23 protein-coding genes are annotated in these 25,801 nt (G+C 54.7%); 12 read left to right on the forward strand and 11 right to left on the reverse strand.

Annotated elements, in window-relative coordinates; genetic code table 11:
• The first annotated feature begins 11 nt into the window (after positions 1–11).
• Positions 12–1,217: a hypothetical protein gene (locus tag AB1L30_RS03755; protein ID WP_367012050.1), complete on the forward strand. Its 1,206-nt coding sequence runs from the start codon at positions 12–14 to the stop codon at positions 1,215–1,217.
• 16 nt (positions 1,218–1,233) lie between these two features.
• Here AB1L30_RS03755 and AB1L30_RS03760 read toward each other — a convergent pair whose 3' ends face one another.
• The gene (locus tag AB1L30_RS03760) at positions 1,234–1,608 is read right to left on the reverse strand and encodes a hypothetical protein (RefSeq protein ID WP_367012051.1); all 375 of its coding nucleotides are present in this window, start codon (positions 1,606–1,608) and stop codon (positions 1,234–1,236) included.
• Positions 1,609–1,890: 282 nt separating this feature from the next.
• Here AB1L30_RS03760 and AB1L30_RS03765 point away from each other — a divergent pair, with 282 nt between their 5' ends.
• The 6 genes from AB1L30_RS03765 to AB1L30_RS03790 all read left to right on the forward strand — a co-directional run bounded on the left by AB1L30_RS03765 (position 1,891) and on the right by AB1L30_RS03790 (position 7,069).
• The gene (locus AB1L30_RS03765) at positions 1,891–2,169 is read left to right on the forward strand and encodes a ferredoxin family protein (protein WP_345087078.1); all 279 of its coding nucleotides are present in this window, start codon (positions 1,891–1,893) and stop codon (positions 2,167–2,169) included.
• A 294-nt stretch (positions 2,170–2,463) separates the two neighbouring features.
• Positions 2,464–2,778, forward strand: a complete 315-nt coding sequence (locus AB1L30_RS03770) for a hypothetical protein (protein WP_367012052.1) — start codon at positions 2,464–2,466, stop codon at positions 2,776–2,778.
• A gap of 542 nt (positions 2,779–3,320) precedes the next feature.
• Positions 3,321–4,385: a 3-isopropylmalate dehydrogenase gene (locus AB1L30_RS03775; protein WP_367012053.1), complete on the forward strand. Its 1,065-nt coding sequence runs from the start codon at positions 3,321–3,323 to the stop codon at positions 4,383–4,385.
• Between the two features lie 181 nt (positions 4,386–4,566).
• Positions 4,567–5,343, forward strand: coding sequence for an SDR family NAD(P)-dependent oxidoreductase (locus tag AB1L30_RS03780; RefSeq protein ID WP_367012054.1), 777 nt, complete (start codon positions 4,567–4,569; stop codon positions 5,341–5,343).
• Between the two features lie 141 nt (positions 5,344–5,484).
• Entirely contained in the window at positions 5,485–5,841 is a 357-nt protein-coding gene (locus tag AB1L30_RS03785) for an STAS domain-containing protein (protein WP_367012055.1), read from the forward strand.
• Complete coding sequence (locus tag AB1L30_RS03790; RefSeq protein ID WP_367012057.1) at positions 5,825–7,069, forward strand: ATPase, T2SS/T4P/T4SS family; 1,245 nt, start codon at positions 5,825–5,827, stop codon at positions 7,067–7,069. Before AB1L30_RS03785 ends, AB1L30_RS03790 begins: the two co-directional genes overlap by 17 nt.
• An 89-nt stretch (positions 7,070–7,158) precedes the next feature.
• Here the strand turns inward: AB1L30_RS03790 and AB1L30_RS03795 are convergent, their stop codons facing one another.
• From AB1L30_RS03795 to AB1L30_RS03820, 6 genes are all read right to left on the reverse strand, one after another.
• Positions 7,159–8,232, reverse strand: a complete 1,074-nt coding sequence (locus tag AB1L30_RS03795; protein WP_367012058.1) for a hypothetical protein — start codon at positions 8,230–8,232, stop codon at positions 7,159–7,161.
• A 266-nt stretch (positions 8,233–8,498) separates the two neighbouring features.
• Positions 8,499–9,230: an acireductone synthase gene (mtnC, locus tag AB1L30_RS03800; RefSeq protein WP_367012059.1), complete on the reverse strand. Its 732-nt coding sequence runs from the start codon at positions 9,228–9,230 to the stop codon at positions 8,499–8,501.
• Positions 9,230–9,811 (reverse strand): cupin domain-containing protein, encoded by a 582-nt coding sequence (locus tag AB1L30_RS03805; protein WP_345087058.1) that lies wholly within the window; start codon positions 9,809–9,811, stop codon positions 9,230–9,232. The genes mtnC and AB1L30_RS03805 overlap by 1 nt, the downstream gene beginning before the upstream one ends.
• A 78-nt stretch (positions 9,812–9,889) precedes the next feature.
• Positions 9,890–10,600: a methylthioribulose 1-phosphate dehydratase gene (gene mtnB, locus AB1L30_RS03810; RefSeq protein ID WP_367012060.1), complete on the reverse strand. Its 711-nt coding sequence runs from the start codon at positions 10,598–10,600 to the stop codon at positions 9,890–9,892.
• A gap of 137 nt (positions 10,601–10,737) precedes the next feature.
• On the reverse strand, positions 10,738–11,313 hold the full coding sequence (locus AB1L30_RS03815) for a tRNA-(ms[2]io[6]A)-hydroxylase (protein WP_345087054.1): 576 nt from the start codon (positions 11,311–11,313) through the stop codon (positions 10,738–10,740).
• 155 nt (positions 11,314–11,468) lie between these two features.
• The gene (locus tag AB1L30_RS03820; RefSeq protein ID WP_367012062.1) at positions 11,469–11,771 is read right to left on the reverse strand and encodes a hypothetical protein; all 303 of its coding nucleotides are present in this window, start codon (positions 11,769–11,771) and stop codon (positions 11,469–11,471) included.
• Positions 11,772–12,509: 738 nt separating this feature from the next.
• Between AB1L30_RS03820 and AB1L30_RS03825 the strand changes: the two genes are divergently transcribed.
• Positions 12,510–15,317: a PAS domain-containing protein gene (locus AB1L30_RS03825; RefSeq protein WP_367012063.1), complete on the forward strand. Its 2,808-nt coding sequence runs from the start codon at positions 12,510–12,512 to the stop codon at positions 15,315–15,317.
• Between the two features lie 170 nt (positions 15,318–15,487).
• On the opposite strand, the gene AB1L30_RS03830 is transcribed toward AB1L30_RS03825, so the two are convergent.
• The 4 genes from AB1L30_RS03830 to AB1L30_RS03845 form a co-directional block, all read right to left on the reverse strand.
• Positions 15,488–15,733, reverse strand: a complete 246-nt coding sequence (locus AB1L30_RS03830) for a hypothetical protein (protein ID WP_367012064.1) — start codon at positions 15,731–15,733, stop codon at positions 15,488–15,490.
• Between the two features lie 259 nt (positions 15,734–15,992).
• Entirely contained in the window at positions 15,993–17,687 is a 1,695-nt protein-coding gene (locus AB1L30_RS03835; protein ID WP_367012065.1) for a TolC family protein, read from the reverse strand.
• Positions 17,591–18,931 carry an HlyD family efflux transporter periplasmic adaptor subunit gene (locus tag AB1L30_RS03840; RefSeq protein WP_367012066.1) on the reverse strand — a complete coding sequence of 447 codons (1,341 nt, stop codon included), beginning with the start codon at positions 18,929–18,931 and terminating at the stop codon, positions 17,591–17,593. Before AB1L30_RS03840 ends, AB1L30_RS03835 begins: the two co-directional genes overlap by 97 nt.
• A gap of 64 nt (positions 18,932–18,995) precedes the next feature.
• Positions 18,996–21,167: an ATP-binding cassette domain-containing protein gene (locus AB1L30_RS03845; RefSeq protein WP_367012067.1), complete on the reverse strand. Its 2,172-nt coding sequence runs from the start codon at positions 21,165–21,167 to the stop codon at positions 18,996–18,998.
• Positions 21,168–21,781: 614 nt separating this feature from the next.
• Here AB1L30_RS03845 and AB1L30_RS03850 point away from each other — a divergent pair.
• From AB1L30_RS03850 to AB1L30_RS03865, 4 genes are all read left to right on the forward strand, one after another.
• A complete protein-coding gene (locus AB1L30_RS03850) occupies positions 21,782–21,961 on the forward strand; it encodes a hypothetical protein (protein WP_367012069.1) in 180 nt (59 codons plus the stop codon).
• 1,140 nt (positions 21,962–23,101) lie between these two features.
• Positions 23,102–23,800: a hypothetical protein gene (locus AB1L30_RS03855; protein WP_367012070.1), complete on the forward strand. Its 699-nt coding sequence runs from the start codon at positions 23,102–23,104 to the stop codon at positions 23,798–23,800.
• Complete coding sequence (locus AB1L30_RS03860; protein ID WP_367012071.1) at positions 23,787–24,371, forward strand: hypothetical protein; 585 nt, start codon at positions 23,787–23,789, stop codon at positions 24,369–24,371. Before AB1L30_RS03855 ends, AB1L30_RS03860 begins: the two co-directional genes overlap by 14 nt.
• Entirely contained in the window at positions 24,343–25,452 is a 1,110-nt protein-coding gene (locus AB1L30_RS03865) for an MBL fold metallo-hydrolase (RefSeq protein ID WP_367012073.1), read from the forward strand. The genes AB1L30_RS03860 and AB1L30_RS03865 overlap by 29 nt, the downstream gene beginning before the upstream one ends.
• Positions 25,453–25,801: the final 349 nt, after the last annotated feature.

The following is a 25,801-nucleotide window of genomic DNA, read 5'->3' on the forward strand; positions in this document are numbered from 1 at the left end:
AGGATGCGCCTGTGACACAATTCAATCTGCAGTGGATCGCCGCGATCTTGCTGGTCGGCTTCGCTTGTGGTGCCGGCTGCCCTCGTTTCGTCCAGCCAATCGATCCGCTGTACCAGTCGCCGGTCGTCTTCAATGCGCCGCCGACCATGGAACAGCTGATGGCTCAGGTCAACACCAACACCCAGCGCGTCCAGTCGCTGGAATCAGATGGCGCGTCGCTCGGTTTGAGTGGCTTCCCATCGATCCGTGCTCAGATCTACATGATGCCACCGAACAAGTTTCGCATGATTGGCGAGACCGCCTTGACGGGGCAATTACTCGACATTGGTAGCAATGAAGAAGAGTTCTGGGTCTGGGGACGCGGATTCAATTCGCCGGGCCTCATGTATGCCCGCCACGACGAGTTCCAGTATTCGCCGGCCAAAACGATGCTGCCGGTCGAACCAAGCTGGGTAGCCCAGGCCATGGGGCTCGCTTACTTCGATCCCAACGATTTCCACCAGGGGCCATATCCAACAGCGACCGGCAACTACGAGATCCGCACCACGATTCGTTCTAACTCGGGGCAGCTCACCAAGGTTACGGTTATCGACAAGCAGTATGGATACGTGCTTGAACAGCACATGTACGATGCCGCTGGTCAGCCGATCGCTTCGGCGTTGGCCTCGAATCATCGCTACGATCCAAGCTTCGGTGTGTCACTTCCTTACAAGGTCGACATCCGTTTGCCGAAGTCGGGAATTGACTTCTCCGTTTCGATCATTGGCTATCGCATCAATCAGTTGACCGAAGGGACCGGAACGTTCCGACGGCCTCATCGTCCTGACGTGCCTGAGATTAACCTTGTCGCAGGTGCGGCAGGCCAGACCATGCCGACCGGGCAGCCGCTTCCAACGGGACAGCCATTGCCAGGCAGTCAGCCGTTACCGACTGGGCAGCCTTATCAGCAGCCGGCTGCGGTCAACGGTCAGATGTTACCTTCAGGTCAGCCTTTGCCAGGGAGCAACTATGCTCCGGTTCAGCAGGCACCGGCCGGCTATCCGAGTGGTACTCCGCAGTATCAGACTCCGTCGTATCAATCGCCGCAGTACCCAGCGCACAGTAACTATCCGCTGGGAAGCAATCAGCCGACAGGGGCCAACGATCCGAATCGCTCGGTGTACGAAACGGCCGCCCGGAACGAGTACCAGTCCCCCCCGATCCGCGGCTTGCACTAAGAGTCTTCGGTTCGATCTAAGAAACGCCAGGAATCTGCAGGCGTTCGGAAGAAGCATCACGCAGGGCCGATTGCAGTCGCTGTTCGGTCCCGCGATCTTGCAGTTCCTGGATGATGATCCGTCGCGCTGCGATCGTCAGAAATGTGTTGAAACTGCCGGTGCCGTCGAATCGGCGGATCACTTCCAAGTCGTTTTCGGCGAATCGCTCGAAAGTGGCAACAACGACTTGATCGATCTCTTTTGCGGTTAACGTCCACTTTTGCGACTGTCGGCACTGCTGAACGACCTGGATCACCGTGCTGGCATAACGATCGACGAACGTTCGCCAGTGCAGGGCAGGGGCCGCGAGCAAGTCACGGATCAACTGCAAATCGGTCGAAGAGGGGTTCATCTTGGGGACGCTCCAACGGTCAAAAACATGCTCAAATGAGACTGGGGAAATCTAAACAACTTGAGACTTAAGCTCAATACAGGTTTTACGTTCGGATAAAGGGGGAAATGGGCCTGGGTTGCCTTGACACCTTATTGAGACAGGAATAAAAAACGGAGGAAAGGTCGGACATCGAATACCTTTCATAGACGCGACTTGCGATTCGGGGCAACCCCAAGTCAATCGCCCCGATCTGATACACTTGTTTTCAACAGTGCCCACAGTGGCCAGGAGATACATAGGATGACTCACGTAGTCTGCGAACCGTGCTTTAACTGCAAGTACACGGATTGCGTTGTTGTGTGCCCCGTCGAGTGCTTCTACGAAGGGGATAAGATTCTGTACATCCATCCCGAAGAATGTATCGACTGCGAAGCTTGCGTGCCGGAATGCCCGGTCGAAGCGATCTTCCACGAAGACAACGTGCCAGAAGAATGGCAAGGCTTCATCGAACTGAATGCCGAAATGGCTCCTCAGTGCGAATCGATCACCGAAAAGAAAGAGCCGCTGGCCGAAGATTAAGTCGCGCCGCGGACTTTGCTTCTCGCATCGTCAAAGAAGGCCATGGCAGATTTGCCGTGGCCTTTTTTCATGCGCCGATGGCAAGTCGACGCTCCGATGGCTAACGCCAGACGAACCTCCTGAGGGAGAGCGTGTCAAGTCGATTCCGAACGGATTTTTGTCGCCTGCCTGGCGATGGCGCTTATTCGTCAGACTCGTATTGCTTCCCGTTCTGAGGCAAGGTTAGGATGAAATCATGCTAACATGCCGCGACTGCCGCGGTCTTCTCGACTGCAAAACGGAAGGACCTTTCTAATGAGTCAATTTACTTGCCAGTGCTGCCAGCAAGTTTTTGACAAAAGCAGCGATCCGTGCTTTGTCGTACGTGTCACTGCGTTCTTGGAAATTGAGCCTTGCTTCGACGAAGACGACTACAACGATACCGATCGCGATAACCTCTCGGCGCTTGCCGATACGTTAGAACGCGTCTATCCCATTGCTGATCCAACCTTGCACGAAGATCAGGCCGAACGTGACTATCGGCTCTGTCGTGACTGCTACCAGCAGTTCATGAAAGATCCGGTCGGACGCGAATCGACCGCTGCTTCGATATCCTTCAGCGACAACTAATTCGCTGGGACGCTATTCTTGTGATCCTCCCCAACGACGGACCTACGGTTGCAGGTCGAACGTCAAAGGGGCATTCCCTGTATCGGCGGCTTCTCCTGAGCACTGATCGGTGCGGCGAGGAACAAGAGCTGACTTACGATTGAAGTCTAGGGGAGGGCGAACGAATTGCTCCCTGCCAGATTCGCCGGCCATGATCACTTGTTCCGAATTGCGCCGAGCAATTCAGGGCAGCAAAGAGAACTGGTCATCCGCATGCCATTCATGTTTTCCTGGATGGCACTTCCCCCGCAATCTTCATCGCGTGATCAAGTGATGCCCTGGCAGAAGGGGCACCGTTGGATAGAGCTTGGCCAGATGGTTATACCACTCTAAAGCGGCGGTTTGCCTGGGCGGCGCTCAATCGTTTGGCCCGTTGTGACACCTCCAATTGACGGATAAACTGGGGGTTTGGTCGCGTCAGAGCCAGCTTGACTGGGGCTTTGGACTCCCCACGCGACGCGTGTTAACCCTTCAGCACCTCACCTACCGAAAAGAAACCGAACATGAAAATTGCCGTTATTGGTGGAGATGGAACCGGCCCCGAAGTCACCGCAGAAGCGCTGAAAGTGATGGACGCGGTCGCCAAACTGGAAGGATTTACCATCGAGAAGACCGATTTCGGCTTTGGTGGTGATCATTACCTGAAGACGGGCGAAATCTTGCCAGAAGGTGCTGTCGACGAGCTGAAGAAGTTCGACGCCATCTTCCTGGGTGCCATCGGTCACCCAGAAGTTGCTCCGGGCATCCTGGAAAAGGGCCTGTTGCTGCAACTCCGTTTCCAGTTGGACCAGTACATCAACCTGCGTCCTGTGAAGCTGTACCCAGGCGTCGAAACGCCTTTGAAGGACAAGGGCCCGAAGGAAATCGACTTCGTCGTAGTCCGTGAAAACACCGAAGACCTTTATGCCGGTGTGGGTGGTTTCCTGAAGAAGGGGACCGCCGACGAAGTGGCGACCCAAACCGCCATGTATACCCGCAAGGGTTGCGAACGCTGGTTGCGTTGGGCCTTCGAATACACCCAGAAGCGAAACAACCCGAAAGGTAAGAAGCTGACGCTGGTCGCCAAGACCAACGTGCTGACCTTCGGTCACGACCTGATCTGGCGCACGTTCCAGGAAGTCGCCAAGGACTATCCAGACGTCGAACCAGATTACAACCACGTCGATGCATGCTGCATGTGGATGGTTAAGAATCCGGAATATTACGACGTGATCGCCACCACCAACATGTTCGGCGACATCATCACTGACCTGGCAGGGATCCTGCAGGGTGGCATGGGGGTTGCTGCTGGTGGTAACATCAATCCTGACGCCGGTGGTACCAGCATGTACGAGCCGATGGGTGGAAGTGCACCGAAGTACACCGGTAAGAACGTAATCAACCCAATAGCTGCGATCAGTGCTGCTGCGATGCTGCTGGAACATACCGGTCAGCCCGCTGCTGGTGCTCGCGTTATGCAGGCCATCCAAACGGTGACCGGCACCAAGATGAAGAGCCAGAGCGCTGGCAAGATGGGATACAGCACGACCGAAGTCGGCGACCTGGTCGTCGAAGCTTTGGGTTCGTAGTTCCCATTTGACGCACGTCTTCGCCAGGCCGACTGGCAGTGGCCTAGACGCAGCGCAGGCGAATTGAAAATCCACTTTGAGGTGGCTGGAAGTCGTGTTGATCGCGATTTCCAGCCACCTCGTTGCATGAACCAAGGTTAGTTTCGGCGAGCCATCCCTAGCCCTTCAAGGAGCGAGCATCATGTCGGTAAAAAGTCTGTTCGATTTGACCGGTCGCAAGGCATTGGTAACGGGAGGCAGCAAGGGAATCGGTAAAGCGATTGCCCGAGCCTTTGCCGAATGCGGCGCCGATGTCTGCATCACGGCCCGTCACGAAGAAGAACTGCAAGCCGCCGCGAAAGAAATCGCCCAGGGGCTCAGCGGCCGAGTCGAGTATCGCGTTTGCGATATGGGAGATCGCGCGGCGGTCGATGCGATGTCGATCGACGTCCTGCAATCGCTCCAGGGAATCGACATTTTGGTGAACAATGCCGGGACGAACAAACCTGAAATCTTAACGGAAACTACCGACGATGTTTGGGATGAAGTGTTAGAACTCAACTTCACCGCGTGCATGCGTTTAGCCCGCCATGTTGTTCCGGGGATGAAGGAAAAAAACTGGGGGCGAATCATCCATCTCTCGAGTGTCATGGCGCTAGCCTCGAATCCGGGTCGAGGACTCTATTCCGGAACGAAAGCGGCACTCATCGGTATGGCCAGAGCACACGCGTTGGAACTAGGGCCTTACGGAATCACCGTGAATTGCATTTGTCCTGGCCCGATTGCTACCGACCTGCCGATGAGCTTGTTAAACGACGAGCAAAAACAGCGTTTCGCCGAGCGAACCGCCGTCAAAAGGTGGGGTGAGACGATGGATATGGTAGGTCCCGCCTTGTTGCTAGGTAGTGACGCGGGAGCCTACATTACAGGTACCACCATCCTTGCCGATGGTGGCCTCATTTGCCGAACGTTCGACTAAGCCTTGCGTGATGTGTTGAATCCGCCAAGAGCCAATCTTCGCGGATCGCATGTCGACGCCTTGTCGGGGCTGGTCGAATTTAAGACGTGACTACCTTTAGATGAATCGCTTCGCGCTCGTGAAGCGAGACTTGGCTTGCTCATGAATCTACAGATCGTTTCCACGAAAGACAGCCACGTACACATCGCCGTTTCTGGGCGAGTCAGCCAGGACGGTATGTCCCGCGATCAAGAACCGATCGCGACGCTGCTTGGTCCCGAGGCCTACACGCTGACCGTTCTTCTCGATCTGGGAGGGGCTGAAGTGATTGACTCCAGCGGAATCGGTTGGCTGCTGACCTGCCATAAACGATTCGCGGAAAATGGCGGCCGCATGGTTTGCTATTCGGCTCCGCCAGCGGTGGCGAACGTCTTCAAACTGATGCGTATGGATCTTGTCTTTGATAGCGCGGCCAATGCTGCGGAAGCGGAGAAACTAGCTGGTGTCAACTCACAATAAGAACTCCCACGGAATCGACTTCGCCCAGATCGACAGCGATAACCTTGAACCTGAAGCCCAGATGCGGTTGCTGATCGAGCACTGCGCGATGGTGGGTGCCAGTGACTTGTTTATCTTCGCCGGCGAACCGCACTACCAGATCGCCATGCGGATGTGGGGACGGATGAAGAACATCACCACCCTTGCCGCCAGCGAAGGTCGCCAACTGCTGAACTACGTGAAGGCATTGGCCGGCATCGACATCACCGAACGTCGCCGTCCGCAAGATGGACGCTGGATCTATCGCGACGACGAAAAGGTAATCGACCTGCGATTGAACCTGATCCCGACCCGGGAAGGGGAAGACCTGACGATCCGCTTGCTCGATCGGGCCAACAATCTGCTGTCGATCGATCAGATCGGTCTCGGTCGTCACGACCGCAACGCGTTGATGGAAATGCTGCAGTCGGAATCGGGATTGGTCCTGGTGACTGGCCCGACCGGCACCGGCAAGACAACGACGCTTTATGCCTGTCTCCAGCATCTGAACGACGGCAGTCGCAAGATCAACACGCTGGAAGACCCGATCGAGTTCTCGCTGCCAGGCATTCGCCAGTCGCAAGTGAACACGAAGGTTGGCCTCGACTTCCCAGAGCTACTTCGCGGCGTGATTCGTCAGCAGCCTGATATCATCATGGTCGGGGAGATCCGCGATAAAGAGACCGCCGTCACCGCCGTTCGCGCGGCCAACAGCGGGCACCTCGTCTTTGCCACGCTGCATGCCCCGGTCGCTACCGGTGCGGTGCAAAGCATGCTTTCGTTCGACATTCATCCTTACTTCCTGGCAAGCTGCCTGCGAGGAGTAATCGCTCAGCGATTGGTACGAACGCTCGATCCTGAAACGCGGATGAAGTACGAGCTTGGTTCGACCGGCAACACGTTCGCCGACATTGAAGCCTTGCTTGAACCAGGCGAAGGGACTTACTTCTATGGCCCTGATCCATCGGCCGAGAATGAAGGCTACTGCGGCCGGACGGCGATCTTCGAGATGGTGACCGTCAATCGTGGGCTGCGAGAAGCGATCGTTGCCCGGCATCCAACTCACGAGTTGGAGAAGATGGCCGAAGAGATGGGCATGATCACCTTCCGCAAAGCGGCAATGCTAAAGGTCGCCCAGGGCGTTACCAGCATGGAAGAGGTATTCAAGAACATCCCGGTCGAGTACCTCGACCTGGAAACGAATAGCTAAGCCAGCGGCTGGTAGCCATCAAGGAACAGGAAGGGCCCGGTGAAGCATCGACTTCGCCGGGCCTTGCTGTTGAAACGCGAAGGTGTGGCTTACTTCTCTTGCGTGTCGATTGAAACGGACGAGTTGGCGACCGCCGTTTCGTCGGTGACCTGGGCTCGGACGAGAGGGCGGAGCCCGTTGCAACTGTCGAGCAGCGACTTCGCTTCCTGGTAGCGATAGTACGCGTCGACCACTGGCGAAGGGAGTTCCCGCGAGGTCTTCTCTGGCGAACGTTGCATCCGCTCGGCAACGCTGCCGGATGGTCGGTCTGGCCGCACGATGGATGTCAGGTAGTCAAGCGGCGAATCGTGACGGCGATTGTGAATCTCGTCGGCGTATTCCCGCTGGATACTTTGCCAACGGGCTTCTTCCTGGATGTAGCGATCGGCGACCTGGGAGGCGTACCGGTCGCCACTTTGATAGATCGCCACGGTGTAGCGAATCTCGGGCAGGTCGACCTCTTTCGTCGGACCGCCAGGGACAACCGGCTGGCGAATCTTCGCTCGGCAACGAACCGTCATCGTATCGGCCGACCAGTTCTCAGGCACGGCCACGACGATACCAAGGGCGGTGGTACCTTCCAGGCTCGTTTGTTTCGATCGATTGAAGCGAAAGAAAACACCTCGACCGCGATGGATCGTTCCGCTTGCCGCAACCAGTTTGAGTTCTGGCAGGATGTCGACCTTCTCGACCGAAGAGTGTTTCCGTGACACGCCGACGGAAGCATCGCCTCCGAGCGTTGGGGTGATCGCGTCTTTCGCCGAGACTTTGCCGTTGAGTTCCAACTCGGTGCGGTTCTCGGTCGAGATATTGCCAGCATAAGGACTTTGCAGTGTGGTCTGCGGCGAGAAGTCTTCGATTTGAATCCGTGGATTATGCGGTTCGATGAAGAACGTCGTTTCGATCAGGTCTTCCGAAATGCGTGAGTCGACCATTGTCGATATCAGCACATCCATTTGCAGCAGGCGATAGCCTGGGCGGGCATGCTTGAATTCAGGCGAGGTAACATCACGAGCGGCAGTCAGGTAGCCGACATCGAATTGAACCGGCGATGCGGCCCACGCGGGAGCCGAATTAGTAGCGATGAGGCTGAATGCCATCAGCGTGCAAACAAAGCGAACCATAGGTGCTGGCCTTTCCGATGCGAGTCCAAAAGAGGTCGTCGCGGCGTCAAAGCAGGTCGCATTCGTTGCGAAAGAGAGAATCCTATTCTTCCGTGCTTGCCGGGATGCTGGCAACATGCGGATGGGGCTGTTCCTGTTTCCCAATCAGCCCACGCATGTCGAGCGGAGTCATGCTACGATACGCATCGAACGCGGCAAGTGTTGGCCGCGATCGCGAAAAAACATGGCAAGATTTGCGGAATTATCAGGCTGCTGAGACTGCAACGCTAGCCAATGGAAACCTGGGCAAAGCTTGCGATCGGCTCGTGCGTGTGCCCATCTTCGACCGGTTTGTTGCCAGGACGAATGCTTAGACGAGTGTCCATGCCAGCTTCTTTGGCGGCATCCAGTTCGGCGACGATATCGCTGATAAACAGAATCTTCTCGGCAGCCTCGCCCACTTCCGCGGCGATCGTGTCGTAGCTCTTGGTTTCCTTCTTCGGACCGGTGGTCGTATCGAAGTGACCTGAGAAGTAAGGGAGCAGGTCGCCTGCTTCGCTGTGTCCAAAGAACAGTTTCTGGGCGGCGATGCTGCCGGACGAGTAGATGTAGACGCGCATGCCCGCCTTGGTCCATGTTTCCAGGGCAGGGGGGACGTCGTCGTAGACCTGGGCGATCATCTCGCCCCGCTCGAAGCCATCTTTCCAGATCATGCCCTGCAAAGCCTTCAGGCCGGTCGCTTTGACGTCGTCATCCATCAGGCGGCGGATCTCGGTGGCGACTTTCTCGCGGCGTTGATCTTCGTCGGTCAGATCGGCCGTCCAAGCGAGGAAGCTCTCGCTGCCGGCGTCTTGAGCGATCTGATCGAGGACCGGTGCCAAGGCTGGATCGTTCCAGGATTGAGCCAGGAAGCTATCCAGCCCCTTTAGGACATACGGAAACATCACATCGTAAACGAAGCGAACGCTCGAAGTCGTACCTTCGATATCCAGCAGAATGACATTCCAAGGTGATGCCATTAGACGTTCACCACAGGATCGATATCGTCGGCTTTGGCCAGGTAGTCTGGTCCCCAGCAAAGTGGCGAGTACTTGATATGCACGCCATCTTCCATGTAATGCGGAGTCCAGCCGGTAGGATCTTCAAACAAACGGATGCAGCGGATGTGGCGATCGGTGCACAGGTTGAACCAGTGCTGGGTATCGCGCGGCACGTTGATCAGGTCGCCTGTTTCGACTTGGACAGCGAAGACCGGACCATTTTCCGGATTGATGTGGAACACGCCGCGGCCTTCCACCGTGAAGCGAACTTCGTCTTCACTGTGGGTATGTTCTTTATTGAACTTCTCGAGCATGGCATCCAGATTCGGCGTTTCTGGCGAAACGTTGATCACGTCAGCCGTGACGAAACCGCCTTGCTGCTTCAGACGTTCGATCTCGGGACTGTATGCTTCCAGGATTTCTTCGTTGGTGGCCTTCTCGCCGATGCGTCCGGCGACTTCCCACTTTTCGTACCAGATTCCGAACGGCTTGAGGAAGTCGCAGATTTCCTGGACATCAGTGATGGTGCGGTTTTCGTCAGGAATGGAAATGCTGGCCATAGTGCCGTTCTCTCCCTTCGCCAATCAGGCGAATCTCAGATGAATGTGACGTGTGCGAAAAGTGGTTTGGCGGGAACCTTAGACCGATTGGCAAAGCTTGCCTTGTGCTGCCAGTTTACGCCCGAGGACCTCGAAAAGAAACTCGTAGATCTCGATATGGCGACGAGCTTCGTCCAGGTCTTCACCCCACGTATAGAGGCCATGGTTCCGAATCAAAAAGCCGTGGATCGGTGGCTGCGACTCGTCGTGCAGACGCTTCTCGACCTTTTCGGCCAGCTTCGGAATGTCTTGGGTGTTCTCGAAGATCGGCACATGTTCGACGTGCTGATGCGACTTGACACCGGCGAGGCCCTTCAGCATTTCATAGTCTTCGATCTCGAAGCCCCCTTTGGCGCCGAAGTGATCCGAGAGCAGCGTGCCCCAGACCGAGTGCGTATGCAGCACCGAGCCAACTTCTTCCATACGAGCGATCACGACATGCAGCAGCGTTTCGGCCGACGAGCGTGGCTGATCGGTGGTGGGCATGTTCGAGGAGTCGACCTGGTTGCCGTCGTAGTTGCAACGAACGAAGTCGTTGGGCTTCAAGCGGCCTTTGTCCATGCCGCTGGCCGTAACCATCAACTGCAGCGGGCTGCGATTGACGACGACGCTGTAGTTGCTGCTGGTGCCGACCGACCAACCGCGTTGAAAGAAGTACTGCCCCGTCTCGCGAAGTCCTTGAATGGCTTTTTCAGAACCGCTCAAGGCCGGATGGGTAGGAGAACACTTAGGTTCAGTATCGGTGCTCATGGGGAGTCTGGATTCTTTCCTGGCGACTGCTAGTTCGTGGCATTCTGCCAATGGTCGACCGAAGGTGGGGCCAAAAGTTGTGAGTTTAGCAAATCGGGGATCGGCTTCAACTCGCTGGTAAATTAGGGAAGAAAGGCCTAACTATGCACCCTGGCGTTTTCGTCACCAGTGGCAATGATGGCCGCTTCGGCAGCTGCCAACTCATCGAGACGCTGCATGACTTCCGCTTCCGGAGCAAAGTGCTTCGCCAGGCGGACATAAACCGCATGATGGCGTGCTTCTGACTCGAACAAGCTGTCGTAGAAGTCTCGCAGTTCCGCATCAGGCAAATGCTTACGAAGCAAACCAAATCGCTCGCAGCTGCGGGCTTCGATCAGGCCAGCGACCAGCAACCGGTCGACGGCTCGTTGCGGTTCCTGGTTGCGAATCAGGTCGTGCAACTGTGCTCCGTAGTTACAGGGCTTCAAACGGCGGAAGGGGATGCCACGTCGCTTCAGGAGATCGCGCACCATGTTAAAGTGCTCGAGTTCTTCGTTCACGATTAAGGTCATCTCGCGGCAAAGCTCTTCATCTTCAACATACGCAAAGATGAGATTCAGTGCGGTGCCGGCCGCTTTCTTTTCGCAATGAGCATGGTCGATCAACACCACGTCGGTGTTCTTCTCGACCTGGTCGAGCCAACGCTGGCCCGACTCGGATTGGAGATGCAGCATCTGTCAGGCTTCCGTATTCGAGTAAGCATCCCAATTTAGTGCCCGAAGCTCGGAAAAACGAGGGGTGAGCTGGTACGGACCGCGCAGCAACAAGCCCCTGGCGGCTTGCTGCCAGGGGCCTGAACCAGTTGGAGTTCGGGTGTCGTCTCTATTGATTAGAAGCGAACACCAACCGAGAAACCTGGGCTTCCGTAATAGAAGCCACTACCGCGGTAGTAGTAAGGATTCCCATAGCCATAGCCGTACCGTGGGGCGTAATACGATCGGTAGTAGGACTGACGGGGGGCATAATGGATATGTCCACGATGATGGACATGGTTCCCATGCTGGTAATAGCCGCCGTGGTGGCCATGGTGCCCGCCGTGACCGCCATGCGGTCCGCCTGCGTAGGCAGACGAGCTCACACCGAAAATCAAACCGACGGCGACGATGGCTGCAATCATGTAGGACTTCATCATTCTTCTCCTCTTCGTGTATGAGTTCGCAGAGGAAAACCCCCTGTTCTCCTGGCTGCGTCTCCTTCAGTAACGCACTTCAATAGAAAAGCATGGTCCATGCCAAAATGGACGAAAAAGTGCTTAAGTCTTTATGCTGCAAATGCTTGCAGTGATTGTGCGGGCGAGGGAAAGTAGAGAAGGTTGTTGTGTATTTGATAACTTCCGTCTCATATGAAGGCGGGCGGCGGTTGTGTCAGGCGTCTGCTCATCGGCTCGACAGGCCTGTGTAGGTGGAGTGGATGTACCTGGAAGTGGTGGGTTCAGGGGTTCGGACAGCCGTGCAGATTAAATGACAGTAATGCGATGGCAATTAACTCGGAGATGATTCGGAAATTTCGGACTTTCGATCCACTTTGTAACAATCATTCCGATGGGGCAGGGTAGATCGAACTGCGGTTAACATCAAATTCAGGCACCTCTTCGCGCATGGCATAACGGGTGGCTGACGCTTACCAGGAGCCATTTTCTGACCGCTAAAGCGCGCCGACTTGAATCACCAGTAGGCCTGTAGAGATGTCGATCCTTCCCAGCCAACCCGAGCCCGTAGGCTCGCCGAGGCCCGACGCCGAGCAAACCGGAGTTCCTACCGGTCTGCCCGTGCGCATGCCTCCCAGTCGCTGGCGAACGGGTGGGTGGATATTTCTGTGCCTGGGCGCGAGCATTTTGCTTCACTTGCTGGTCATTTCGCTTAGTTCTTCGATGGCAAGCTGGGTTTACTATAACCCGGTACTCCATGCCGTCATGGAAACCGTGGGCTCCAGCATCGGAGTCGTGGTGGGTGGGTTGATCTTGATCAATCGCCGCCTGGGGCGTGGGACGACGTTTAGCTTGCCGTTGGCTTATGGCTTGATGGCAATGTCCGTCCTGGATGGCCTCCACAGCATTTTGCCGTCGGGTGATGCGTTCGTATGGCTGCACTCGATTGGTGCATTCGCCGGAGGTGCGCTCTATGCGATGGTCTGGTACAAGCCGCAAGAGAGTCGCCACCTGAAGACAATCTGTTTTTCCATGGCGGCCATCGTGGTTGCCATGGGGGTGCTTGGCTTCCTGCTGCCTAACGCCGTTCCTCGGATGCTGAACCAAGGAATGCTCTCGCCGATCGCGATCTGGCTGAATATTGCTGGCGGCGTTTTGATTCTGCTGGCAGCGTTTCGGCTGTGGGGCGCGTTCCGCAGGTATCGCCAACGTGACGATTTGTTATTCATGGTGCACTGTCTGCTGCTGGGTGCGGCAAACTTGTTGATGGAACAAACCACGCTGTGGGAATCGTCTTGGTGGTGTTGCCATGTTCTGCGTCTGGCGGCCTATGGGGTCGCGATGGGCTTCGCGGTCGATTCCATGCTCTCTTTGCAAAACGAAGTGATGCGGCATCGCCTGGAGCTTCAACAAGCGGTCATCGATGCCCAGCGACGCGCCTTCGAGGCAATTGATGAGAAGCAGTCGTGGCGGAAGATCGTCGATCTTTACATGTTAATCTCGGTTACTGACCGGTCTGGGAAGATTGTTGATGTGAACGAAGGTTTCTGCGCGCTAAGCCAATATACGCGTGCCGAATTGCTGGGGAAAAATCATCGTATCATCAACTCCGGTCATCACCCGAAAGAGTTCTGGATCGACATGTGGCGGACGATCGCTTCCGGGAAGACCTGGCGGGGCGAGGTATGCAATCGAGCCAAAGATGGATCGTTGTACTGGGTCGATGCGATGATGCTGCCGCTGACCAATCCCGCCGGAAAGATCACCGGCTTTGTGTCGTTACGGTTTGACATCACCGAGCGAGTCAAAGCCCAGGCCGAAGTCGACAAAGCCCGTAAACAACTGGTCGAACAACAAGACCGTTTCGAACGGGCGATCCGGGGAACCTCGGACGGATTGTGGGATCTCTATCCTGAAACCAAGGTGGTCTGGTATTCCGATCAGTTCAAACGTTTACTGGGATTGAAGCCTGAAAAGTTCGATTGTCTGGAGCCCAACTTGCAGGGCTTTGTCCAACGTGTGCACCCCGATGATGTCGACGAAGGCATGGCCGCATTGGAGCGGCATCTGAAAATGGGGGAACGATTTGATATCCAGGTCCGCGTGAAGAAGGAATCTGGCGAGTATGGTTGGTTCCGCACGCGAGGTCTGGCGACTCGTGATAAGCAGGGGCGACCGATTCGGATGGCCGGATCGCTGACAGAAATCGACGATCAAAAGCGAGCGGAAGAAGAGCTTCGCAAGACCGTCGCGGAATTGAAGATCGAACGTGCGAAGGCTGAGAAGTTGGCGGAAGAAGCCAACATGGCGAATCGCCAGAAGAGCGAATTTCTGGCCAACATGAGCCACGAGATCCGCACGCCAATGACGGCAATCCTCGGGTACACCGATTTACTACTCGGCGAAGATGGACTCGATAAAGCACCATCACAGCGGCGAATGGCTTTCGAGTCGATCCGACGCAATGGCAACCACTTGCTTTCGATTATTAACGACATCCTCGATATGTCGAAGATCGAAGCGGGCAAGATGGTCCTTGAACGTATTCAAGCCGAACCGCGTCAACTCGTTAACGATGTCGTGACCGCGCTGGAAGAACGTGCCAGCAGCAAGGGACTCGAGTTCAAACTTCATTTCAATTCGGTGCTGCCGCCGACCATTCTGACCGACCCCACTCGACTGCGGCAGATCTTGATTAACCTGGTAGGCAATGCGATCAAGTTTACCGAGGCAGGCAGTGTCGCGCTCGATGTCTCGTACGATGCCCTGGCCCAGGTTATCGAGTTCGTCGTTGTCGATACTGGTATTGGCATGGACAAGGATCAACTTCAACTGATCGCAGAATTCAATTCGTTCACACAGGCCAGTGCCGGGATGACGCGCAAGTTCGGTGGCACCGGTCTGGGACTTAGCATCTCGCATGCCCTGGCCAACTTGCTGGGTGGCACACTGGATGTAACCTCTGAGTTTGGCGTGGGCAGCGCCTTTACGGTTCGCTTGCCGGTTGGCAAAGCGGATCGACTGCCGAAGGGACCTTGGAAGAGCCTGGAAGCAGGGATTCAAGTTGCGCGTCCCAAGGAGTTGATCGACGTTGCGGACCAAGAGAATCCACTTGCCGGAATCCACATCCTGGTCGCGGAAGATGGTGCGGACAACCAAAAACTGATCCGGCATTTTCTGGAGAAGGCGGGCGGTCAGGTGAGCCTGGTCGAAAACGGCCAGAAGGCAATCGACGAGGCAATGGCCGCTTTGCAAGAGGATCGGCCTTACGACGTAGTGCTGATGGATATGCAGATGCCGGTGATGGATGGTTATGCTGCCACGCAGCACCTGCGAAAACTTGGATTTGCCTATCCCATCATCGCCCTGACGGCGCACGCTATGGCAGGCGATCGCGAGTCGTGTTTATCGGCCGGTTGCAGCGACTTTGCGACGAAGCCGCTGCAACGGAAGCAATTGATCAATCAGATTTATACGGCGGTCGATGCCTTCAAGAAGGAAGCCGTCGACGAGTCGGTTGAAGATCCCTAGGCGTTCCTGACCTGGCTTTTGCAGGACGGAATCTGTGCGCGGATATTTCTCAAACGTGGCGTTGTGGCGACCTGCTTTCTGCAGAGCCTGAGGCAGGCCCCATTCAAACCGAGAGTGGCCGCTGCTGCCTTGCTCTTTCGGTTCCATGTAAAGATTGAAGCCCCACGGGCTCATGCCTGGTTCATGGAAGGTGCTCTGGTCGAGGTTGCGGCATAGATGAATACCGCATCCCGTTTCGATGGACTGCCATCGGAAATTAAGAACGAGGTCTGGGCAATCCCATCGATGAAGCGTTCCCTCGGAATCTTGTCGGCGATGCGAGCAATACCTAGTGGCGTAGTGAACATGTCGCACAGGTCGAACAAATCTTCGCTAACCTGGCCAGGGGCAATTGTCCCCGGCCAACAGGCGAGCACCGATATCGTCGACTTCGAGCATGGCGAACCGGAAGAAATAGAACAGGCGATTTTCCTGTTTCGAAGGAGAGGAATGAGCAGATCATCGCTGCTGCGATCGTTGGTATGCCGAAGCGAAACCAGCGAAGCAAATAGAATTTAAACAGAAGCTTCTGCGATTTCAGGAACGCTAATCAAGCGATCCTGATTACAAGAATCGCTGAATGCAATTCAACATGGATGTGGAAGAAACGACACATCCAAGTGAAGCCGTTTGCTGCTAGGGGATGATATTCAAGGCGGCTCGATAGTCGGCGATTGCTTTGAAGAAGTCCGCTTGAGCAGAGATGTCGATCAGTTGGGCATCGGTGGCGGATTGCTCGTAGATATTCAACTCGACCACATCGATATCGCCGGCGTTGAACTGAATGCGTGCCAGGCGAAGGGCTTCTTCGGCAAGTTGCACGTTTTGTTCCGCTCGCTTGGTTCTCTCCTCCGCGTTCAACAGGGCGGAGATCGCATCTTGCACGGTCGCCACGGTCTTTTCGGCCGTGTATTGGCGTTTGGCAGACAACTGTTGAAGCTTGGCTTCCGTCGCCGTGACCTTGCCGATCGCAGCGCGTCGTTGCAAAGGGACTTCGCCGAAGATGCCGGCTTCTAACTCGAACGGTGTTTTCTCGCCCTGAGGACTGGTTGGTTCGCCAATATCCTTCGAGGCATAAAGCTGCGCATCGAGCTTCGGCAGCAGCGAGTTTTCGGCTTGCTGTAGATCGACGCGAACCTGGCGGATCTTCCAATCGAGGTCGGCCAAGAGGGGCGACGCGGCAACGGCGGTGTCCGCTGCTTCGGCCAGTTCTTGAGTCGTAGGCAGTGCCTCTTCCGGAAAGTGATTTGGCAGCAGTGATTCGTGCGGTAAGAGTGGTTGACCGGCAGGATCGCGGAAGAAAAGTGAAAGCTTGATCGCAGAACTCTGCAGCTTACGTTCCGATTCGATCAGCTTCGTTTCGCGAGCCGCAATCAACTGCTCGTTGGTGATGCGGGTAATCGATTTCAGGTCGCCCAGTTCGATTCGCCTTTGAATGTTCTGCACACGCTCTTGCGCGAGTTCCAACAGCCCACGCTGGGCGTCGCGAGCCATCCCCGCGGCGACCCAATCCCAGTAATAGAGACTGGCGACACGTGTAAACTCGATCAACTGAGCGCGTATCTCAGGTTCGACCCGTTGCCGCTCCATCTCGGCTTGAAAAAGTTGAGCACGTCGTTGATCGATCGCTCGACCTTTGAGCAGGGGAATGCCGATGCCCGCGGCGAACTCGCCACCGCCGTTCGTCTCTCGATCGCCATACCAGGCCGGAAAGTAACCTTCCCCCAAGCGATAGCCACCATACAAGTAACCACCCGAAAACAGCGGCTTCTCCATCGAGACCTTCTGGCGATAGGTTTGATAGTAACCTTCCGGCCGCGATTCCGATGAGGCCTTCAGCAGCAGATCGAAATCGCCCCACGCCGCGATGTTCTCCCCCTCGGCGACGTTTCGACTGAGATAGGCACTGGTAAGCAGTGGGTACGATGCTTCGACCGCCAACACGACATCTTCCATGCTCAGTGGGGCGGGTTCGATCTCTTCCAGTGGGGCCGCTTCGAGGTGCGAAGGGCCCTGCGCTGGCGGCTTCAGTTCTTCATCGAAGGAAACTTTACGCAGTTCTGACGAATCGATCGAGGTGGCAGATGGAGACGAAGGAGCCGCCGCAGCCTTCGTCGAAGCGGACTGGGGGCTCGATTCGGTGTAGGTCGGTAAGCTTGGAGTTGTCGAGCGGCAACCGGTGGCAAGCATGGCCAGCGACAGGGTGACGACACCAGCGATGCGAGCGGTCCGGGCTACTTGGGCAGCTTCACCTTGGGCTTGGGAGGCTTCTTGGTGTCGGCCTTCTTGCCTCCTGAGGCCGTCGGAGGGAATCCGTTCAGTTGTCGCCATATTTCATAGCCTAAGGGAACTTGGTTTAGCATGACCCAGCCGTTTGCTTGGACGCCTTGCCTCAGGTAGAGGTCGGACGGCCAGGCACTGTCCTTGTCAGGCACGACCAGTACTCGAAAATTACCCATTCCATCGTCGGTGGCATCGACCGTGGCGACCGTACCACCAAACGTTCCGACTGCCACCGAAGGCCAGCCTGCGAATTGAACCGCCGGCCACCCCTCGAACTGCAGGCGCACATGATCGGCGGTTTGCACCAGTGGAATATCGTTGCCAGAGATCCAAAGTTCGACTGCCCGTTGTGATGTCTCCGGGACAATCGTGAACAGCGGATCTCCTTCCTTCAACATCTGTCCTTGCTCGAAAACTTGCACGCGATACAAGGTTCCGTCACGCGGTGCGCGAATGTTCAATCGCTGCAACTCGGAAAGCTTGATTTCAATATCTCGGCGTTCCTTCGTTGCGGTTGCGACCTGGCCCAAGGCTTCCTGTTGCATGGCATGGGCATAGTCGACTTTGGTTTGCGCTTCGCGTTCCTTCTGAATTCGTTCGTTCTTCTTTGCTTCCAACTCCCCTTCGGCCGCTTCGACGTCTAACTGCACCGACAGCAGTTCCGCCTCGGCAACGTTCAGATCTTTCTGAAGCTTTTCAAGCTCTTTCTCGGACTGTAGTCCGCTTTCAAACAGCTTGGTCTGGCGTTCCAGGTTCAGCTCGGCTTGAAGCCGTTTCGCTTCGTAAGCCGGCACTTGTTTTCGCTTGGAGTCCCACTTCGCTTTGGCGGCCTCGACCAGTTGATCGGCCGCCGAAACGGCTGCCGCCTTCGCCTCGGTAAAGTCGACGATGTTTCGACCGTACACTTCCGCCTTCACCTGGGCCGTATCGACCTTGGCATCCAAATCGCGGAGCGAAGCTTCCAACTGCTCGACCAAGTTCGCAGCGCTGGGCTCCATCTCGAGGATCAAGTCCCCCTTTTTCACTTGCGAACCTTCGCGAAGTTCGGGAGCGATGACCGCAACGATTCCTTTTGTCGGAGCCGTGATCACCTGTTGGCGTTCCTGCGGAGCGTAGGCAATGACCTGACCGGTACCGCGCGCCGATTGTTGCCAAGGCACAAAGATCATACCGGCGATGCTCAACAACAGCATGGCTAGCATGACATTGGCCAATCGCCATACCCATCGTGACGATTGCACCAACTTGAGTGCTGGCAAGTTATCGTGGCGTGATTCCGCTACGGCCGACATTTGGCTTTAACTCCCCTTGTATTCATCGGAAACTCCTAGACCTAACCCTTAGAATCGATTCATGTTACTGGGGACTTCGCGATGTATTCTTTAAAAAGTTGGCGTCGCCCAGGGGGATCGTTTGGTCACATTGCTCTGCCAGGCGTTTTCGCGATGTTCCCACGATCACGGTCCAATTCTTCTGCTCGATCAAACGTTGGAAGATGCGGCTTGCCATTTCGTCCGATAGTCCGTCGAGGACACCGTCGAGTAGCAGCATCCGAGGCCGCCCCACGATCGCGCGCGCTAGCATCAATCGTGAAGCCTGGCTGCGAGAAAGACGCCGACCATGCGTCTGGAGCATGGTGTTCAGTCCGTCTTGTAGATCCTGGAACTCGTCCAGAAGTTCAACCGTATTTAACGCATCGCGAACATCTTTGGCATTGATGTGGGAACGATTCAAATGAATGTTCTCGAGGATCGTGCCATGGAAGATGCCAATCTCTCCCGCCAACGATATGTGCTCTCGTAGCGAGTCAGGGCGAAGTTCGCGGATATCGATGTCGTCGAGCTCGACGACCCCTTTGTTCGGCTGTTGTAGTCCGCAAAGCAAGCTGAGGAAGGTCGACTTGCCGACTCCTGAGTCCCCCAACACTGCAGTGGAACTACCTGGCCCGATCTCGAGATTTAAGTCCGAGAACACCGAGCGATTATTATGCGAAAGGGAAATATTACGGAACCGCATGCTCGCCGGTTCCCCTTCCCGCAGATGAAACAATCGATCGTGCTGTTCGACACTCAGATCAAACAAATGCCCCAATTTGTCGATCGATGCCAGCAGGTCATAGAAGTTTTCGAGATGTTTGCCCAGCTTGGCGAACGAGCTCAAAATCATCATGACGATCAGTTCGGAGGCGACCAACTGGCCGAGCGTCATTTCGCCAGAGATAACCAGCCAGCCACCCAGCCCCAGCAGAGAAGTTGCCGCAACGGCTTGCAGGCCTAGCACAAACAGGATCTGCCGGATGATGATGCGGAAGTGATTTCTACGAGCATCGAGCCAGTGCACCGCCAGATCGTCGGCACGCTCTAAGGCATAGGCCTGACCACCATTCATTTTGAACGCGGTGGTATGCCGTGCGAGTTCCTGAAGCCAGGCCGCAACCGCATACTTGGCTTTGGATTCTTTGATCGAAGTCTTAACGGCACCCCGTCCCAAACCAAAAACGGCTAAGGTGATCAGCAGGAGCAAGACAATATCGAACCCTAACAGGAACGGGTGATAGAACGCCAGAACCGCCATCCCGATGATCGTTTGAAGAACAATCGCCACGCCATCGAGCAGCAAGGTGGAGGTCGCCTTCTGAACGGTGACGACATCGAAGAAGCGATTAGTCAATTCGGGCCCGTGTTGGTGGTCGAATTCATTTTGCTGAACGCGAGGCAGGCGATAGGCGAGGTCTTCGACAACACGGATAAAAATTCGACGCTGCAGCACTTCCGCCACGAAGATGATTAAGGCTCGCATGGCGGCAGCGAACGCGAGGAATACAAAAAGCATCAACGCCAGGATGACGACTGGCTGCAGGTACCGACCGAACGCTACCGTGTTCACCAGCACTTCGACGGCGACTGGCGTTGCCAAGGCCAGCAGTCCGACGATGGCCGAGAATATCAACAGGATCCAAAGGTCGCGGCGTTCCGGAATAAACAGCGATACTAATCGTTCGAACGGTTTGACATCGTGATCGGATGATGGAATGTCGGTTGGGCGATTTGCGGCCTGACAACCGAGGGCTGGCTGGCCGACGGTCCAACGGCACTTCGCATCCGGGCCAGTAAGCGAAAGTTCCTTCTTCAGGCCCGACATCGAGACCCAGCGTTTCGTATCGGTGACCGGATCGAGAACCAAGACTTTGTTGCGTTTGGCCTGGATTAAGACCCGCCAATGAACGTCGCCGGAGTCGTCGGTTGAACCATGAGCGACCGGCGTGCCATCGTAGACAAACTCAATGATCCGCTCGATGCTAGCGTCGAGTGTTCGAACTTTCAGATTGACGCTCTCGCCAACCTCAACCAGCCGGCTGCTCCAGGCCGTTTGATCGGTGCCTGGGATCGCTCGCTTCGCTTCATGCAATAGCCGACGAGCCTGACCTCGGTCGAACGTCACCCTGGCGGTCGACGCAAAGGTCGCCAGGACATCGGTCGCTCCGCGGATGGCTGAATCTTCCCAGTCAGTTGGCTGTCCCTGGGGCATCGGCTGCTTTTCTGCTCAGGTTAAAGGTTGCGGAATACGGGATTCTCACCAGTCATTATCGTTCCGAGGGTCGGGCAGAATAGATGGTATTAATTCGAACCAACCCATAGAAAAAATCTATGGCGGCAACCCGTAGCATTGATGAACCATGGAAAAAAGTAGTTTCTCCAGAGCGAATTTCAAGGCAAACGGCTGCAGAACAAGCAGGAATTACCGGCATGCGAATCGGACTGCCCCCGAAGCCAAACCACTGGTCTACGACGGATTAACGGCAATCAACGGAACCGCTGCGACCACAAGGCGATAACCAGGAATCGCGCGAATCCCAGCCGGAAGAATCGGCAATTCCTAGCTGTGCTGGGGCAGCCGATTGCGCTGTTGGCTGGGAACTGGCGGATAAAACGAAGTTCACCGATGGCGATTATGTTGAGAACTTGTGTCGCTTGAGATCGCACTGCCAGGTCGGGGGCAACGGCCCTCTTAAACTCGTCACGATTCTCAATCGCATCGAAGTAGCCTGCCAGGGTTGCGAAACCGAAAGCCCCGAGATTGCTCCTAAGTGGCTCCCGTAAATCAGTCGGCTCGCAGCTGAATCGGCAGTGCAGTTGCTCTAGATGGTCGTACTCGCCAGCGACATCGACTTCAAGTTGGCGGCACAGATCGAAATGGAAACAAGGCTCTCCAGTGAAGTCATCCGTGCCGCACTGGAACAGCAAACCATTCGACACACATTCGACCGTCTGACTGGCGAACGACTTGAAAATATCTCAGGCCAGCGCCAATTGAAGGTTTGAAAAATCGAAGCCTGCCTCGGTAAGCATTCGCCGCATCGTCGATTCGGCGTCGCGGGGCTTCATGGTTCCCCCGCAGTTTTTATCCGGCCTGAAAGTGCCGAAGACGTTCAATCTGCGCACAAAAAAAGACAGTCGCTAGATGCTTAGCAACTGTCTTTTTTAATTCGCTTCTGATCGAAATCAGAGAAGCGAGGCCGACGGGGATCGAACCCGCAACCACCGGATCGACAGTCCGGTATAAAGTTGAGTCGGAAGCTCACGTGGAAATGGTGCATGCCTGCCCGAGTGCATCAGCAGTTGGGTTGGGCGAGAGCGTTATTGTTATCGAGGTCCTGATAGCCCTAATTCCACTGATGGCCTTGGTGGTCCCAATTTCACGCTCTGCACATTCCTTATGCGGCATGAAATTGGAAAAGATTCAGCGAGACTGACATGCCCTTTTACGTCTGAAATCATCTTCTGTCATCGAAGTCGCAGCACAGTGCCGTCAAGTTTCTTTTCGGCGGTGTTGCAAGCGATCCGCAATATCAGACGATGCCTGCTGATTAGAAGTAGGCAAATTCTACAAGGAGCGGTGGTCATTAATCGCTTGCTCTGCCTTTAGTAGAGGCGTAGCTTGCACAAGAATTTCGATTCTAATTTCCCGGAAATGGCGCAAACTCATCCTCCTCAAGATTTTCCCGCACATGGTAATTTCATCCCGCTCACTATGTGATTTCCACTCTTTCGAGGGGTGGGTGTTGAGGCTGAGATAGTTGCCAGCTTGGGGGGCTGAATGTGCAGATATTGGAGAGTAGGATATTTGGTTCGAGAACGTGCGACGGTATTCTGTTGAGTTCACCCCCCTCCTCGCAATCTGGCAATAACCAGCAATGGGGGAGGCACAGATATATCCAATACCGTTCTTTAGGCACAAGTTCACGAGTAAATTGGACTAGCCTGAACATTAGAATTTGCAATGATTTCCAAAGAAGGAAGCTGCCCCTGGTTCACCGAATCTACGTTATCAAAGATCGCGTCGAATCACTTCCTCGGTCTGTCGTGGCGTGGAGGAACTTGGATCTCGTTGAGTTTGCTGGTTCAAATTGCCGATGAAAAAGTGTGTCAGTAAGGAAAATAGCGATATTAACGAGAGTAACGATGGCTAAGTTGGAAATACACGAGAAGCTTTACTCCGTGGTGATTCTCGGTGACTTTAATCCCGCTATCTTTCATCCAAGTTGGTTTGCTCAAAATGATTTAATTGCCCACCAGGAAATTGGTGATGCAAGCGATTTGACCTGTACAGATGAAGTCTCGACGTTCGTACTAGACGATATCCATTTCCAAATTGAACGAAAAAAGTTTGGGATAACAACGAAGGACGCAGCAAAGGCACCTTCTGTGAGAGATTTAGTGGTGGGCTCTTTCACCCTGCTTGAACACACGCCTCTCACTTTCTTGGGATTAAATCTCGATATGACAGTGGCCTGTGATTCTCAGGATGCCTGGCATGCAATTGGACATCGTCTGGCTCCAAAAGATCCGTGGAATGATGTGATGGACTCGCCTGGCATGATCGGTGTCAGCATGCAGGGCAAGCGGCCTGAGTCCTCGTCAGAGCGAATTTCGATTCGAATTCATCCAGTGATGGATCCTGAGAATGGAGTCTTTGTAGGCGTAAATCAGCACTATGCACTGAAAAGTGAATCCAGGAGATCTATCTCGGAAAGAAACTGTGAGGCAATGCGAATCTTGGGGGCCGACTGGACATCGTTCTACAATTATGCGGAAAAGTCTGCGATGAAACTCCTTGAAGTAGATAATTCGTCGGAGGCATTTAGCAATGCTCACTCTTGAAGAAAAAACGGCCACTGAATTGAATGTCCGCGGGATAGCTCAGGACATTGAAACGGCTCGGATTAAGCGTGATGACTGGTGGTTCCCAGTTCCGGCTGAAGCAGGTGACGATCGTACAATTGACTCGGCAGCGATCCCTGGTCCGAACGTTCAACCGACTGCCACACTTGTAAGTTCTCCCGCGAAGAAGATGAAACCAATTTCAAAAGAATCTGTGGGTGTGCCCCTCGGTGGAGACAGAAAGGTACTTCAGCAGCAGTGGGAGTGTGTTGTAATTGGGACCGACGTTGATTCGGTTCAATGCGAATTGCATGACTTAACTGATGAAAATAATTGCATTGAATTCGCAGAGATATACTTGAGTGAATTTAATGAGTATGATTTGCCACTACTGCAAGAAGGAGCTGTGTTCTACTGGAGCATCGGTCATTTGCGGCGGGAGACAGGTCAAGTCAGACGGTTCTCTGAGTTCCGCTTACGACGTATGCCAAAGCTGAGCGGCGCAGCAAAACGTGGCATTGCAAGGAAGGTCGAGCAACTCCGTGAACTTCGAGGAAAAACACTTCACTAACGCGCCTGCAGCCGACGAATTTGAGCTCTCAATTTTCGGCCCGGGAGTTGGTGAGTCCCTTGTCATGCACCTTGGCGATGGTGATTGGTACGTAATCGATTCTTGTAGATTACCGGGCGAAGATTCACCAGTTGCCCTTGCATACCTGGAGGCAATGAACATTAATCCAGGGGATGCGATAAAGGGAGTTCTTGCTACACACTGGCACGATGACCATGTCAAAGGCCTTTCACAAATCGTTAGGCGTTGTCCAGATGCACGTTTTACGATGTCCGCAGCTCTCGCCAGCGACGAATTTAATGAACTCGTTTTCGAGATTGAGGAGAAGAATAAATGTGTAGCGGCATCCGCCTCATCGACGGCAAGTGAACTTGCTGACATCCTGGAACGTGTAGCAGATTCTAAGCAGAGCCCTCCTTCCTATGCTTCGGACGGAAGCATGCTTTATAGGAAAGAGCATCCATACGCAGTCGAGCTAATAGCCCTGAGTCCATCAGGTGCAACCATTCAAAACGCGTTTAAGAGTATCGCAAGCAAGTTAAGCCCGAACTCATCAGTTCAAAAATTCACCAAGCTCTCACCAAATGACCTGTCAGTTGCTGTTCAGTTATCGACGCCAAATCATGACCTCTTGCTGAAAGCTGATCTGGAAAATTGCAAGCACCCGCATCAGGGCTGGAACGCAGTCCTAAAGTCAGCCGTTCGACCTAAGAAGCAGAGCAGCGTTGTCAAAGTGGGCCATCATGGTTCTAGTAATGCTGACAGCAATGAAGTTTGGCAAAACATGGTCTTGCCGAACGCAACTGGAGTCGTAACGCCTTATTCGAAATTGCGATCTCCATTGCCTAGTGGTAATGACGTTGCTCGAATTAAGAAGCGTGGTGTCAATTTAAACTGCACAACTTGGCCTCCATCAGTAAAGCCACCACGAAGACGAGGAGTCGATGGGGCGATATTCGGTGCTGTGAAATCGAGGCGTGCATTAAATCGCAGACCAGGGTTCATTCGGTTGCGTTTTTCTTTAATTCCGGGCATATCGGCTATTAGTGTTGAGAGATTTGGATCGGCAACTCAACTCTAGAGGGTTGTTTACAATCCAAATCCTTATTTCATGGGTCTGTTTCCAATGCAAAACGCTTAATTTGCCGGACACAGAAAGAAACAAAGTCCCGATTTTCGACCGTTCCCGTCGGGGCTTATGGCGAATAGATCGCCGGAAGAACCTAACCCCGGGACCTCCGCTTGGCAGCCCGGTACCCTGGCCGCTGCCAAGCCACCTCGCGGCCTCTATGAAGTGGACCCCAATTTTCGGACCACGGGTTAAGGTGGATTTCTTTGGCTCGTGGATGAGGGTATCGTGGCGTCATCAGGAGGTTTCAGATGGCGCGGAAGCGGCGGCGGTTTGATGCGGCGTTTAAGGCCAAGGTGGC

Source organism: Bremerella sp. JC817, assembly GCF_040718835.1.
Classification (GTDB): Bacteria; Planctomycetota; Planctomycetia; order Pirellulales; family Pirellulaceae; genus Bremerella.